Source organism: Citricoccus sp. NR2 (assembly GCF_027594385.1).
Classification (GTDB): Bacteria; Actinomycetota; Actinomycetes; order Actinomycetales; family Micrococcaceae; genus CmP2.
Genome location: NZ_CP115154.1, coordinates 877,194 through 889,675 on the forward strand (window position 1 = coordinate 877,194; position 12,482 = coordinate 889,675).

A 12,482-nucleotide genomic window follows, 5' to 3' on the forward strand; every position below is an offset into this window, starting at 1 on the left:
TCATCATCGCTCGTCAGAGTTGTCTCAGTCGGTTGTCTCAGTTTTCGCGCGTCACTCATCGATGGTCGAATCCGAGAACGGGCTATACGGTGCCAGCGCCGGGAACACGACCTCCATCAACAGCACCACCACCAGGGCCAGAATCACCAGGGTGAAAATCCATTTCACCCAGGTCGGCCCAGGCAACAGGGAAAACAGGTAGGCGTACATTCTCATGTCCTCCCCGCGGCTTGCGGTTCCAATTCAGGGGTGCCGTTTTGCGCGACGGCATCGGCGATCGCTTCCGGGGGCCCCTGCGACGTCGGAATGAACGAGACGTACTCGGCGTGCGTCACCATCCGCTCCCGCGTGCTGAACAACGGGTGGCATGTGGTCAGGGTCAGCCAGCGCCCCGACGCCGGACCACCCGGGTCCAGCGGATTGGGATCCAGCACCTCGGTCTGGGTCGGGGCCACAATATGGTTCTGCACCGTGCGGTACACCCACCAGCCATTCGCCGTCTGCACGTACATCAGGTCGCCTTCGACCACCTGGTCCAGGTCCCACAAAATTGAGCCGTGCGTCTGCCGGTGCCCGGCCAGCGAGAGGTTGCCCTCCTCGCCGGGTAGCGACGCCACGTCGTATCGGCCCATCAAGCCCCGGTCGATGACGTCGGATCCCACGCCGTCGGCCACCGGCACCGACCACTCCGCACCCAGTCGCGGCACGTAGAGGAAACCCCAGGCGCCGGATCCATCCACGACGGCGGGGTCCGCACCCTCACCCTCGTAGTCGGTATCGGGCTCCCATTGCTGGACCACCTCGTTGCGCGCCGATTCCTGCTCACGTCCGGCGGCAATATCCGTCCACCACAGCTCCCAGGCCACGAACAGCAGCAAAAACACGCCGACGGTGATCAGCAGCTCGCCGAGCACACTCACCACGGTGGGCCGTTTTGACATCTTCTCTCCCAGAGGCTCCAGTAGACTGGGCGACAAGCCCTGCCTTGGCAGGATAACACCGCGGTGCCACCGGCGCCGTGACTCGTCCTACTTGTCCCTTGCAGTCCCCGTCGAACAGGAACACCGTGCCAGAGTCGAGATCCCGGAAATCCGCCAAGAATCGCTCCGACGCCGCCCGCGGCGAGCGTAGCGCCCAGCTCGGCTACGATGCCGAAGCGGAAGCCGAGCCGCTACCCACCTGGTACAAAGCCATCATGTTCGGTCTGATGATCGTCGGTCTGCTGTGGATCTGCCTGTACTACATCAGCCAGGGCGCGCTACCAGTGCAGCCTCTGGGTGGTTGGAACATCGTGGTCGGCTTCGGCATCGCCATCATTGGCTTCCTGATGACCACCCGCTGGCGCTAAGAAAAAGACCGCCTTCTCCTGATCGGCAGGGACATGAGCGCGCCCAGCGCCGGGAATCCCTAGATGATCGTGCCGACCCACCATGCACAAGCCTTCCGTGCTGGCGCTGACGCAGGGAACTACAAGGGTGTAATTCCTCCACAATGTGGATATTACCTGTGGATAACACCTGTGGAATTACACGCGTGGCATTCATTCCACATCTGTGGACACACATGTGGATAACGTGGGGGCAACCTGGGGACAGGGCGTGGACGACGAGGTTTTCTCGGCCACCTGGCGCCGAATCAGCCGCGAGCAGCCAGTAGTGACTCGGGGGTGATCTGCATGGCGCCGATCGCGGTGATCACCATCAGGATCACAACCACTCCGGCCAGTCCCCACCATTGGCGGCGGCGCATCCGCCGCCGTCGCTGCGCTGCTTCTTCGGCACCGACGAGCGTCTGATCGCTCTTCGGCTGGAACAACAGCACGGCCGCACAGGCCGCGCCGACCACCAGGCCACCCACGTGGGCCTGCCAGGAGATCCCGGACCAGACCACGGAAATCACCAGGTTCACGGCAATGAGGGCTCCGATAGACACCACGGAACCGCCAATGCGGCGAATCATCAAGAACAGGGCGGCGAACAGTCCATACACAGCACCGGAGGCTCCCACCACGGGTGCCAACGGGTTGGCCAGCAGCAGCACGGCTACCGAACCGCCGAAGGCGCTGATGAGATAGATCGCGAGAAAGCGCGCCCAACCCAGGGCCGGCTCCAGGGTGCGGCCCATCATCCACAGCACGACCATGTTCAGCAGCAGATGCATGGGCGAGGACATGGAATGCAGGAAGGCCGAGGTGAGCATGCGCCAGGGTTCGAATCCGATGCCGCTAAGGGCGGCGAACTGGGAGTCGAGGCTGGCGGCGGAGGTATAGAAACCGGCGTACCAGAGGGACTCGGTCACTCCGGTGGACAGACCATTGGTGGCCCACTGCGCTACATAGGCCAGCCCGCACAGGGCAATCAAAACATAGGTGACCACAGGAATCGGCTGGCCGTGCTTGTCTGCGAAACGCGGTGGACGATGCTCGGCGGGGAGGTTGCGCTGCGCCGAGGCCACGCAGTCCACACACTGGACGCCGACCTCGGCCGAACGCTGGCACTGCGGGCAGGCGGGCCGGTCGCAGCGCTGACAACGGACATAGGACACCCGGTCAGGGTGTCGGGGGCAGACAGGATGCTGCCCGGACTCACCATTTCCGCCGTGCGGGTCCTGTGGATGAGTCGCTCCGAAATCCTGACCGGGTGTCATCGACGTGCCTGCGCGCTCTCGGGCGCGAGGGCCCGCCTCAGGTGAATCACCGTGGATCAGCCGGCGAGCTCGGTGATCTCGATGGACTCGATGACGACGTCCTCGACCGGCTTGTCGTTAGCGCCGGTGGCCACGCCGTTGAGGGCATCCACGATCTGCTGCGAAGCCTCGTCGTTCACCTCACCGAAGATGGTGTGCTTGCCCTGCAGCCACGTGGTGGGCACGGAGGTGATGAAGAACTGCGACCCGTTGGTGCCGCGGCCGTTGCGGATGCCAGCGTTGGCCATGGCCAGCTTGTAGGGCTCGTTGAAGTTGAGGTCCGGGTGGATCTCGTCGTCGAACTGGTAGCCCGGTCCTCCGAAGCCCTGGCCCAGCGGGTCGCCGCCCTGGATCATGAAGTCGCGGATAATCCGGTGGAAGATGGTGCCGTTGTACAGCGGGGTGCCGGTGCGCTCTTCGCCGGTCTCCGGGTCGACCCAGGCCTGCTCACCCGTGGCCAGGCCGATGAAGTTCTGGACGGTCTTCGGCGCGTGGTTGCCGAACAGGTCCACGACGATGTCGCCCTGGTTGGTATGGACGGTTGCCTGATGCGTTGCGATAGTCATAGACGTATTCTCGCATTAGAGCCGCAATCCTCGCTTCCGTCGATCGGCGGGGCGTGGACAATTCGCGCTGAGCCGAATCTTGATACCCCACACTGGCGCTCAGCCGTGGAATCGCCACGTGACTCTGGCGTACTGTGGGAGAAACGCACGTCGATCCCCGGAGGTAATCAGATGGGAAAGCGCAAGGCTGAGAAAATCGCCAAGAAGCAGGCCAAGGCTGCAGAAAAGAAGCTGAACGCGTCTGTGGAGCAGGCCAAGTCATGGGCTGCCCCCAAGGTGGAGTCCGCGCTGGCGTGGACCGAAGAGCACCTGGGCGATAGCCTCGACCGCGCCGAGAAGGTCGCTTACTCCGCGGTGGACAAGGCCGGACCGAAGGCCAAGAGCGCCCTGGCGAACCTCACCGACGCCCTGGACTCAGCACGCCACAAGGTGCAGGACGAGTACGTCCCCACCGCAGCCGGCCAGCTCGCCGGTGCCGCCTCGAAGACGTCGAAGGCGCTGCACGACGCCGACGTCCCGAAGCCGGTCTCCGAGTTGCTGACCAAGGTCACCGGCGACAAGAAGGCCGCCAAGAAGTTGCAGAAGGCTGCCGAGAAGTACGCCAAGTCGGCCGAGAAGTCGCTGAAGAAGCAGGCTCAGTCCGGCGGCGGCAAGAAGTGGCTCGTGGTCGGCGTCGTCGTGGCTGCCGGTGGTGCCGCCTACGCCGTCTACCAGCTGACCAAGCCGGTGGAGGATCCGTGGAAGAACCCCACCCCGCAGCCGCTGAAGACCAACACCCCCGCCACCCCGCAGGCTTCCCAGCCAGCGGCGACGACCGAGGCGATCATTACCGACGACACCGAGGGTGGCGCTGAGGAGCAGGTCGACGCACCTGCACCGAAGCCCGCCAGCTGATCACCACAGCTACACCAAACAGCCCGCCGATCCGCCAGGGTCGGCGGGCTGTGCTGTGTGATGGGCGCGGTGTGCGTGACAGAACGTGACTCGGATTGTTCGTCGTCGTTTGTCCCAGAATGCGTCCCCGGCGTACGGTGAAAGCAGAAACCATCCAGAGCGACCGAGAGATCTGGCTCGTTGACGTCGCAGCAACCGTCCCATCCCGGGGTGTCCCCGCGGTCTGGACACGGTGCTACCGCCAGAACCGATGGAATTGAGGAGTCTCCATGGCCGCACAGCGCCGTCCACTCATCCTGTCCGCCTTCCTGATGAACACCACCAGCCACATCATCGGCGGCGCATGGCGTCGGGAGGAATCCCAGCAGCACCGGTTCAATGAGCTTGGCCTGTGGGTGGATCTGGTGCGAGATCTGGAGGACGCCGGTTTCGACATCGCGTTCTTCGCCGATGTGGTCGGACTCTACGGCGACTATGAAGGCGGCTGGGCCTCGCACCTGCGCAAGGGCCTGCAGATTCCCTCGAATGACCCGCTGGTGCTCATCTCCGCGCTGGCGGCGACCACCCGGCGCATCGGCCTGGCCATGACCTCCTCGGTCATCCAGGCCCACCCCTTTACCTTCGCCCGGCAGCTCTCCACCCTGGATCACCTCTCCGGCGGACGCGTGGGCTGGAACGTGGTCACCTCCGCCCTGGAGAACTCGCACCGCAATTTCGGCGGCGCCGAGCTGACCAGCCACGGCGACCGGTACAACCTGGCCGAAGAGTACCTCGACGTCGCCTACAAGCTGTGGGAAGGCTCCTGGGACGACGGCGCGCTGCTGCAGGACAAGACGGTCGAGCATGAGCGCGGCCGGGGGCTCCACGCCGATCCGGCCAAGGTGGCGAAAATCCATCACGCCTCCGAGAACTACCGGATCGAGGGCCCGCACCTGAGCTCGCCCTCACCGCAGCGCACCCCGTTCCTGTTCCAGGCCGGCTCCTCGCCCCGCGGTCAGGAAGTGGCCGCCCGGCACGCCGAGGCCACCTTCTCGATGGCCCCGCGCCGCGACATCGCCGCCGCCCACGCGGCCGAGGTGCGCCGTCGTGCCGTGGAATTCGGACGCGATCCCCAGGACGTGAAGTTCATCCAGGGGCTCTCCTTCGTGGTCGGCTCCACGGAAGCGGAGGCACAACAGAAGGCGCGCGAGCTCGATGACGCTATCGACGTCGAGGCGCTGATCGCCCACACCGGTGGCTCCCTGGGCCTCGACCTGGGCTACCTGCCACTGGACACCCCCATCAACGACATCGAGACCGAGGGCGCGCAGGGGCATCTGGCCGAGATCCGGAAGATGACCAAAGACGGCACGATGACGCTGCGGGATCTGGCGCATTTCCGGGCCCAATCCACCCGCGTGGTGGGCACCCCAGAACAGATTGCTGATGAGCTGGCCGCCTGGCAGGACGCCGGCATCGACGGGGTGAATCTGATCAACTCGTCCATCCCGGGGTCGTACCACGAGTTCATCGCGCAGGTCCTGCCGGTGCTGCGTGAGCGCGGACTGGCCCGCAGCCTCGAGGAGATCCAGCAGCTGGGCGAATCCGGTGCCACGCTGCGCGGTGCAGTGACCGGCCAGGATCGACTGCCGGATTCGCACCCAGCCGCCCGGTATCGGGGCGCGTTCGCCGAGTACTCGGCAGCGGCCACCGAGCGCAGCCGGGACGAGGTGCTCGGTGGGGAGGCTCAGTTAAGCAGCACCGCTCCGCGGTAACCGGCGGCGTCATTCGTTGTCCCGGGCGGCGAACCCCGGACGGGGCACGGCCGGATCCGTTATCGTCGGGGGCATGAGTGATTCCACCCCCGACTCCGCGGCCAGCACCCCCAGCATCCCTGCTCCCGACCGACCATGCGCCGTCGTCAGCGGAGCCACCAGCGGCATCGGCCGCGCCGTCGTTGACCAGCTCACCGAGCACGGTTGGCAGGTCATTGCCCTGGGACGCAGCCGCCAGCGTCTGGATGAGCTGGCCGCCCACCCGCAGATCACCTCCGTGGCCCTGGACCTCACCGCCGATGATCTCAGCACCGTGATGCCCGAGCGCGTCGATGCCGTGGTGCATGCGGCCGGACTGCTGCCCACCGCCTCCATCGAGGAGATCACCGATGCCGAATGGGATGAGGTCTTCGCCGTCAACGTCACCGCGGCCATGCGCTTGGCCCGCGCTGGCCTGCCTGCGTTGCGCCGTTCCCAGGGCACCATCGTGTTTCTGAACTCCGGGGCCGGTGTGTTCGATCGGCCGAAGAACACCGTCTACGGGGCCACCAAGCACGCCCTGCGTGGTTTCGCCAACGGGCTGCGCGCTGATGTGGAACACGACGGCGTCCGCGTCACCTCGGTGTACCCGGGACCCACGGATACCCCGATGCTCGCCGAGCCGAAGGACCGCTCCGTGATGATCCAGCCCGCCACCGTCGCCCGCGCGGTGGTCGGGGCGATCCTCGCCAGCGACGACACCCAGCTCACCGACATCCACGTCCGCCCCCGCGTCGAGCTCCGCTGAAGAACTCATCATTCTCGGGACGACTCCTATGACTTCCGCAGGTGTGCCATGCATCGCCGGTCGGATGCCACCCCCAGTCCACACGTTCGTGCTACCGCCGAGGAGGCCGAGCGTGAGCTGACACGATTCGACGCCGAGCTCGGCGTAGGACGAAGTCGAAACGCGGGAGAAATCGCCGCGAACACACGCACCATGCGTGTGGATCTCGAGCTGGCCGAAGATCTCTCCGTCGAGGCCATGCTGCGGCTCCATGCCGTGCTCATGGAGCCGCATCGACGCCACATTCGTCGCGCCCCACTATGAGCACGTACCCGATTTGACCCATGATCTGGTTGCCTTCATCAATGACCCCATGATTCCTACGCTCGTCTCGGCAACAGTAAGTCATGCTCAGTTCAAAACGATTCACCCCTTCACTGACGGCAATGGTCGAACGGGCAGGGCATGGGTTCAGGCCATGCCGAAGCATCGCGGCGTCACCCGCCATGTCGCGGTTTCCGTCTCCGCTGGGTTACTGGCGGACGTCGGGGGCTACCACTCAGCGCTGACTGCGTACCGCACAGGTGATGTGGACTCGATTGTTCGCGCCTTCGCCGATGCCTCCCTCCGCGCCGTTCACAACGCCCGTGCACTGGCGAACGACATCGAACAGCTACGCGCCGGATGGAATGAGCGGCTCACAGCCAGAAAAGCTCCAATGCGCGGAAACTTCTCGATGCGCTCGCTCGTCGACCAGTCCTCACCAGTGAGCTCGCAGCCTCTGAACTCGGAGCACAGCAACCCAATGTCTACCCGCCGTTGAGTTCCCTGGTGAAGGACGCTGTCGCTCAATGAAAGAATGACTATGGAAGGTACCCGTCTGGCGCGCTTATTTGCGCCAGCCGCCGTCGGTGTAGGTCCGGCGCACCACCTCGGAGAAGGGCACCGGGCTGACGTCGACGCCCACGGGGTACTGCCGATGCGGCTGCGCCGAGGACTTGCGCGTACCGCCGTCGGGCTCGCCCCAGATCACCTTAAGATGGTCACCGATCTCCACCTCGGGGTTCACGATCGCCAAGGACAGGGGTCGCTTCTCGTTCCAGCTGTACCCGGTGAACATGGACAGACCTACCACCGCACCGGAATCATCCACCACCGAGTCGAAGTTGGAAGCACCGTAGTTGGCGTTCGGCAGGTCGAAGAACTTATAGGGCAGCTGGTCCTTCTGGTACATCGACGCGTGAATGGTGGCGACGTCGTCCCCGTCCCAGGCCAAGGTCACTTTCTTGCGCTGGGCGGCCGGATCGAACTGCTTCAGCGCATCGGCACCAATAAAGTCGTGGTCGTGCTTGATGAACGAGCCATAGCCCAGCTCCCACGGGGTCGTGTAGTAGCCCTCAATCGAATCGGGAACGTATGACCCGGCGATCGCCGAGTTCGCCTCATAGCTATCCGCGCCCAGCCAGCGCCGGTAGTCGGCAAGCTTGTCCCCGGAGTAGATGCCCGGCAGCGGGGAGGGGATCCAGCCGGATTCCAGGGTATTGCACGAGTAGGCGCGTGCTCCGGCCGGCTCCAGCCCGAACTCGGCACCGGCGTCGAGAATCGCCTCACGCACCACGTCGTAGTCCTCATACGGCCCCCACAGCTCCAGACCCGGGGCACCGGCCATGCCGTGGCGTAGCGTGCGCACCTGGCGCCCGGCCACGTTCATGGTCGACATGGTGAAGAACTTGAGCTGTTCCAGCGGGCCGCCGTTGACCTTCTCGATGACCTCCCAGGCGCGGGGCCCCTGGATCTGGAAGCGCCATTCCTGCCGCGACACCGCTTTGCCCATCGGCCGCGACGGCGAGCGCCGGTCCACCGTGACCTCCACGTTGTAGCCGCCGGTCTCCGCGTGGAAGCTCAGCCAGTTCGCCGCCGGGCTGCGTCCGACGTAGACGAACTCCTCCTCGGCGATGCGGAACAGGATGCCGTCGCCGATCACGTGGCCGTACGGGGTCACCGGAACATACTGCTTCGCCTTGTTGACGGGGAAGTTCTCCACCGAGTTGATCGCGGTGTCGGAGATCAGCCGCAGCGCATCGGGGCCGGAGAGATAGAGGTTATCCATGTGGTGGGTCTGGTCAAAGAGCACGGCGGTCTCGCGCCAGGCTTCTACCTCATTGCGCCAGTTCGTGAATTCTGCGGCCACCACCGGATACACGTACGCGCCGACCCGGACATTGCGCAGATGCTCGACGACGTCACCGGAGGCATCTAGCACGTCCTGCAGGGACTTCTCTGACATGGTTCCGTTCCTCTCCTCAGCGGAGGGCCACCGCCGTGGGTAGCGTGACCCGTTTCACACCACTGTAGGAAGGTTCGGGAGACCTCAGGCAGGCCATCGGCACCGATTCGACCGGGACGTTTGTCGCGATTCTCGCCCGAGCGATTAGGCGTCGGGTGAGATCAAGCCAGCGTTGACCGCCAGCAGTGCCGCCTGGGTGCGGGACGACACGTTGAGCTTGCCCAGCATGTTGGAGACGTGGGTGCGCGCGGTGCGTTCGGAAATGTGTAGTTGGCGAGCGATGTCTCGGTTCGAGCATCCTTCACCCACCAGCATCAGCACCGCCCGCTCACGCTGGGTGAGCGAGGCGATCCCACCCGCCGGGGAGCCAAACATCTGGGTGAGCTTGCGCGCCATCGCGGTATCAATGAAGACCTCGTCGCGCACCGCCGCTTGCACGGCCGAGGCCACTTCCAGCGGACCGGCGTCCTTGAGCAGGTAACCCGCCGCCCCGAGCTGCATGGTGGTGTTCAGCCGCTCCGTCTCCCCGAAACTGGTGAGCACCACGACCTTCACCCCGGGGTAACGCTGGCGAATCTCCTTCAGCGCGGCGATCCCGTCCATACGCGGCATCACGAGATCCAGTAGCACGACATCGGGCAACCGTCCGTAGGTGTCGAGCTCGGCCAGCTGCTCTAGGGCATCCTGACCGTCCACCGCCTCGCCGACCGATTCGAGGTCATCGAGCACATCGAAGTACGCCGATATTCCACGCCGGGCCACCGCGTGATCGTCCACGATCAACACCGTGATGGCGGCGTGGCTCGAGTGCTGTTCCGTGGTCACGCGTCCTCCTCGAGAGTCACGATGTGGTGTGGAACCACCGCTAACACGTCGGTTCCTGCACCGTTGTAGCTGGGCGCCACCGTCAATTCACCGTGCCAGCGTTCCACTCGCTCGCGCATGAACTCCAGTCCGTGGCCCTCGCCCGAATCGGTTCCTGCCTCCGGGTGTACTGGATGCGGGTCGGTACCGTGATCCCGAATCAGCAGCTCCAGCGTGCCCGGCTCGCCGCGTTCCAGGCGAATCGTGATGACGTCGGGGGCCGCGTGCTTGATCGCATTGTGCACCGCCTCCGCCGCCACGTAGTAGAGGTCTTCAGCCATGGGGGCATCCAGAGACGCCGCAACGTCATCGAGGTGGACGTCCACGTCGATCCCGGTCTGCCGGTGGGTCGTCGCGGCGAGCTTCGCAACGGCGTCCGCCAATCCGCCCCCCGTCAGCGGACTCGGCCGCAACTGCGCGACCAGGCCGCGCAGGTCCTGCAACACCGAGGCAGTGATCTCCTCCAGGTCGGTGGATATCTCCCGAATCCGGGTCATCCTCTCCGGCCGGTTACCCTCGCTCAGCACCTTCAGCGCCTGGGTCATCATGCCCATCGAGAACACCTGCTGCACCACCGAATCGTGCAGGTCCCGGGCCAGGCGCTGCCGTTCCTCCCGCTGCACCGTATGGCGCTCCTGCTCCAGCAGCGAGGCATAGTCGATGGCCAGCCCCGCTTGCTCCGCCATCGCCGCGAGAAACTCGAAGCCGTCGTCGTCGATATGAGTACCCGGGGTGAAGAACACGTTCAGGATTCCGATGGTGCGCGTTCGCACCGTGATCGGTAGCGAAGCGAAAGCGTCCCACTCCGGACTACGGTGGTACTCGCGCAGCGGCTCCCAGGCCGGATCCTCCATCACCGTGGCGTAGCGGTGCGGCATGATCACCGGCTCCCCGGTCTCCATCACCTCCAGCATCCGCAGCCGTGCACCCCGTCGCTGACACTCCAGCAATCGCGAGAAGAACGCACGCTGGCCCGAGGCCGGAAAGCCCGCCACTCCGAGCATGTGCAGCTGGTCGCCGGAGTGTTCATTCGTGAGCACCTGTACCCCGGCCAACCCATCCGCCTGCAGGATCTCCTCGGCCAGCGCCCGCAGCGTGGCCGGCAACGACCTCTCCGAAGCCACCCGGGCGGCGGTGCGTGCCACGGCGGCAGCGTGCCGTTCACGACGTCGCACGGCCTCCAGTTCCGCCATGGTCGTCGTGTCGGGGTGGATGGTCATCGCGGCTCAGCCCTCCTTCACGGCACGTCTGTGCACAGAATACTCCGTCTCGTCCCGGTCAGGGGGTCACCGCTGTACCGCATCGGCCGACGCCTGGTAGCGGCCCACCGTCAGCACCGCCATGGCACCGAAGCTGATCAGTCCCATCAGCATCAGATACAGCGCAATCGGTGTCGAGGTGCCGAAGGCCGCATACAAGCCCGTACCGATCAGCGGCATGAACCCGCCACCCAGGATCGACCCAATTTGGTAGGCCACCGACGCCCCGGAGTACCGCACCTCGGCGGGGAACAGCTCCGCAATCAGCGCAGCCTGCGGGCCAGCCATCAGTGACTGCGCCAACAGCACGACGGCAAACGCAATCGCGATGTTGTACCACTGGCCGGTATCCGCGAGCCAGAAGAACGGGAACGCCCACAGGGTCAGCATCGCCGCACCCCACAGGAACACCTTTTTCTGGGTGAACCGATCGGCCAACAGCGCGCCCAGGGCCACCGTCACCAGGTGGCAGACCGCCCCGAAGATGATCAGCGCCAGCATCGTGTTCTGCGAGACCCCATCCTCCCCTAGGTTGCCCCGGTGCGAGAGCATCCACACCGAATACAGGTAACCGATGGCGGGCGGGGCGATCGAGACCACGCCCGCCAGCAGCACGGTGCCGGTGTGCCGCCGGAACAGATCCAGCATCGGCGCCTTGGCTACCGTCTTCTCCTTCTTCATCGTCTTGAAGGCCGGGGAGTCTTCCACCTGCAGCCGGATCCACAGCGCGATGAGCACCAGCACCGCACTGAACAGGAAGGGAACTCGCCAGCCCCACGCCTGAAACGCCTCGGGTGCCAGAATATTCGAGACGACGACGAAGACCAGGTTGGCGCCGATGATCCCCAACGGCAGCCCCATCTGCGGGAACGCCCCATAGAGGGCGCGCCGGTTCCGCGGTGAGTACTCCACCGCCATCAGCACCGCCCCGCCCCATTCGCCGCCGACGCCGACCCCCTGGAGAATCCGGAAGGTCACCAACAGAATCGGCGCCCACACCCCGATCGTCGCGTAAGTTGGTAGCAGCCCGATGGCCACCGTGGCCACACCCATGAGCAGCATCGACACCATCAGCATCGCCTTGCGTCCGATCCGGTCCCCGTAGTGCCCCATGAGCAGCCCGCCCAGGGGACGAGCCAGGAATCCCACCGCGAAGGTCGCGAACGCCGCCAGGGTGCCCACCACCGGGTTGTCATCCGCGGGGAAGAACTGCGGTCCAAAAATCAGCGCGGCCGCGGAACCGTAGATGAAGAAGTCGTACCACTCGATGGCGGTCCCCACCAGTGACGCGCTCAGAACCTTGCTGCGCTCCCGGGCGGAGGGCAATCCGCGCCCCGGTCCGGATTCGTCCGGGGATGCGGAGGTATCGATACTCGATGTGTGGGGTGAATGGAGCTCGTTCATCGT

14 protein-coding genes and 1 riboswitch are annotated in these 12,482 nt (G+C 65.1%); of the genes, 6 read left to right on the forward strand and 8 right to left on the reverse strand.

The features are described 5' to 3' along the window. Positions 1–51 precede the first annotated feature (51 nt). On the reverse strand, positions 52–216 hold the full coding sequence (locus O1A05_RS04025) for a hypothetical protein (protein WP_270106785.1): 165 nt from the start codon (positions 214–216) through the stop codon (positions 52–54). Then, positions 213–941 carry a class E sortase gene (locus tag O1A05_RS04030; RefSeq protein WP_270106786.1) on the reverse strand — a complete coding sequence of 243 codons (729 nt, stop codon included), beginning with the start codon at positions 939–941 and terminating at the stop codon, positions 213–215. Before O1A05_RS04030 ends, O1A05_RS04025 begins: the two co-directional genes overlap by 4 nt. A gap of 125 nt (positions 942–1,066) precedes the next feature. On the opposite strand from O1A05_RS04030, the gene O1A05_RS04035 reads away from it, so the two are divergent. Beyond that, positions 1,067–1,348: a cell division protein CrgA gene (locus O1A05_RS04035; protein ID WP_270106787.1), complete on the forward strand. Its 282-nt coding sequence runs from the start codon at positions 1,067–1,069 to the stop codon at positions 1,346–1,348. A 287-nt stretch (positions 1,349–1,635) separates the two neighbouring features. Here the strand turns inward: O1A05_RS04035 and O1A05_RS04040 are convergent, their stop codons facing one another. Together O1A05_RS04040 and O1A05_RS04045 are read right to left on the reverse strand one after the other, a co-directional pair. Continuing rightward, entirely contained in the window at positions 1,636–2,544 is a 909-nt protein-coding gene (locus O1A05_RS04040) for a rhomboid family intramembrane serine protease (protein WP_270106788.1), read from the reverse strand. A 158-nt stretch (positions 2,545–2,702) separates the two neighbouring features. Continuing rightward, entirely contained in the window at positions 2,703–3,251 is a 549-nt protein-coding gene (locus O1A05_RS04045; protein WP_270106789.1) for a peptidylprolyl isomerase, read from the reverse strand. A 171-nt stretch (positions 3,252–3,422) separates the two neighbouring features. Here O1A05_RS04045 and O1A05_RS04050 point away from each other — a divergent pair, with 171 nt between their 5' ends. The 5 genes from O1A05_RS04050 (at position 3,423) to O1A05_RS04070 (ending at position 7,488) form a co-directional block, all read left to right on the forward strand. Next, entirely contained in the window at positions 3,423–4,145 is a 723-nt protein-coding gene (locus O1A05_RS04050; protein WP_270106790.1) for a hypothetical protein, read from the forward strand. Positions 4,146–4,292: 147 nt separating this feature from the next. Continuing rightward, a riboswitch (SAM riboswitch) is annotated at positions 4,293–4,402 on the forward strand. Between the two features lie 12 nt (positions 4,403–4,414). Then, positions 4,415–5,899, forward strand: a complete 1,485-nt coding sequence (locus tag O1A05_RS04055) for an NtaA/DmoA family FMN-dependent monooxygenase (RefSeq protein WP_270106791.1) — start codon at positions 4,415–4,417, stop codon at positions 5,897–5,899. 73 nt (positions 5,900–5,972) lie between these two features. Continuing rightward, positions 5,973–6,686: an SDR family NAD(P)-dependent oxidoreductase gene (locus O1A05_RS04060; protein WP_270106792.1), complete on the forward strand. Its 714-nt coding sequence runs from the start codon at positions 5,973–5,975 to the stop codon at positions 6,684–6,686. A 48-nt stretch (positions 6,687–6,734) separates the two neighbouring features. Further along, positions 6,735–6,989 carry a hypothetical protein gene (locus O1A05_RS04065; protein WP_270106793.1) on the forward strand — a complete coding sequence of 85 codons (255 nt, stop codon included), beginning with the start codon at positions 6,735–6,737 and terminating at the stop codon, positions 6,987–6,989. A 13-nt stretch (positions 6,990–7,002) separates the two neighbouring features. Then, positions 7,003–7,488: a Fic family protein gene (locus O1A05_RS04070; RefSeq protein WP_270106794.1), complete on the forward strand. Its 486-nt coding sequence runs from the start codon at positions 7,003–7,005 to the stop codon at positions 7,486–7,488. A gap of 66 nt (positions 7,489–7,554) precedes the next feature. Here the strand turns inward: O1A05_RS04070 and ligM are convergent, their stop codons facing one another. The 4 genes from ligM to O1A05_RS04090 form a co-directional block, all read right to left on the reverse strand. Beyond that, complete coding sequence (ligM, locus tag O1A05_RS04075) at positions 7,555–8,952, reverse strand: vanillate/3-O-methylgallate O-demethylase (protein ID WP_270106795.1); 1,398 nt, start codon at positions 8,950–8,952, stop codon at positions 7,555–7,557. A 144-nt stretch (positions 8,953–9,096) separates the two neighbouring features. Continuing rightward, positions 9,097–9,777 carry a response regulator gene (locus O1A05_RS04080; protein WP_270106796.1) on the reverse strand — a complete coding sequence of 227 codons (681 nt, stop codon included), beginning with the start codon at positions 9,775–9,777 and terminating at the stop codon, positions 9,097–9,099. Then, complete coding sequence (locus tag O1A05_RS04085; protein WP_270106797.1) at positions 9,774–11,036, reverse strand: GAF domain-containing sensor histidine kinase; 1,263 nt, start codon at positions 11,034–11,036, stop codon at positions 9,774–9,776. The genes O1A05_RS04080 and O1A05_RS04085 overlap by 4 nt, the downstream gene beginning before the upstream one ends. 66 nt (positions 11,037–11,102) lie before the next feature. Continuing rightward, positions 11,103–12,479: an MFS transporter gene (locus O1A05_RS04090; protein ID WP_270106798.1), complete on the reverse strand. Its 1,377-nt coding sequence runs from the start codon at positions 12,477–12,479 to the stop codon at positions 11,103–11,105. Positions 12,480–12,482: the final 3 nt, after the last annotated feature.

Coding starts and splice junctions, on each gene's coding strand:
- O1A05_RS04065 (WP_270106793.1), top strand. CDS start 6,735: ATGCATCGCCGGTCGGATGCCACCCCCAGTCCACACGTTCGTGCTACC.
- O1A05_RS04060 (WP_270106792.1), top strand. CDS start 5,973: ATGAGTGATTCCACCCCCGACTCCGCGGCCAGCACCCCCAGCATCCCT.
- O1A05_RS04085 (WP_270106797.1), bottom strand. CDS start 11,036: ATGACCATCCACCCCGACACGACGACCATGGCGGAACTGGAGGCCGTG.
- O1A05_RS04090 (WP_270106798.1), bottom strand. CDS start 12,479: ATGAACGAGCTCCATTCACCCCACACATCGAGTATCGATACCTCCGCA.
- O1A05_RS04050 (WP_270106790.1), top strand. CDS start 3,423: ATGGGAAAGCGCAAGGCTGAGAAAATCGCCAAGAAGCAGGCCAAGGCT.
- O1A05_RS04025 (WP_270106785.1), bottom strand. CDS start 216: ATGAGAATGTACGCCTACCTGTTTTCCCTGTTGCCTGGGCCGACCTGG.
- ligM (WP_270106795.1), bottom strand. CDS start 8,952: ATGTCAGAGAAGTCCCTGCAGGACGTGCTAGATGCCTCCGGTGACGTC.
- O1A05_RS04045 (WP_270106789.1), bottom strand. CDS start 3,251: ATGACTATCGCAACGCATCAGGCAACCGTCCATACCAACCAGGGCGAC.
- O1A05_RS04030 (WP_270106786.1), bottom strand. CDS start 941: ATGTCAAAACGGCCCACCGTGGTGAGTGTGCTCGGCGAGCTGCTGATC.
- O1A05_RS04055 (WP_270106791.1), top strand. CDS start 4,415: ATGGCCGCACAGCGCCGTCCACTCATCCTGTCCGCCTTCCTGATGAAC.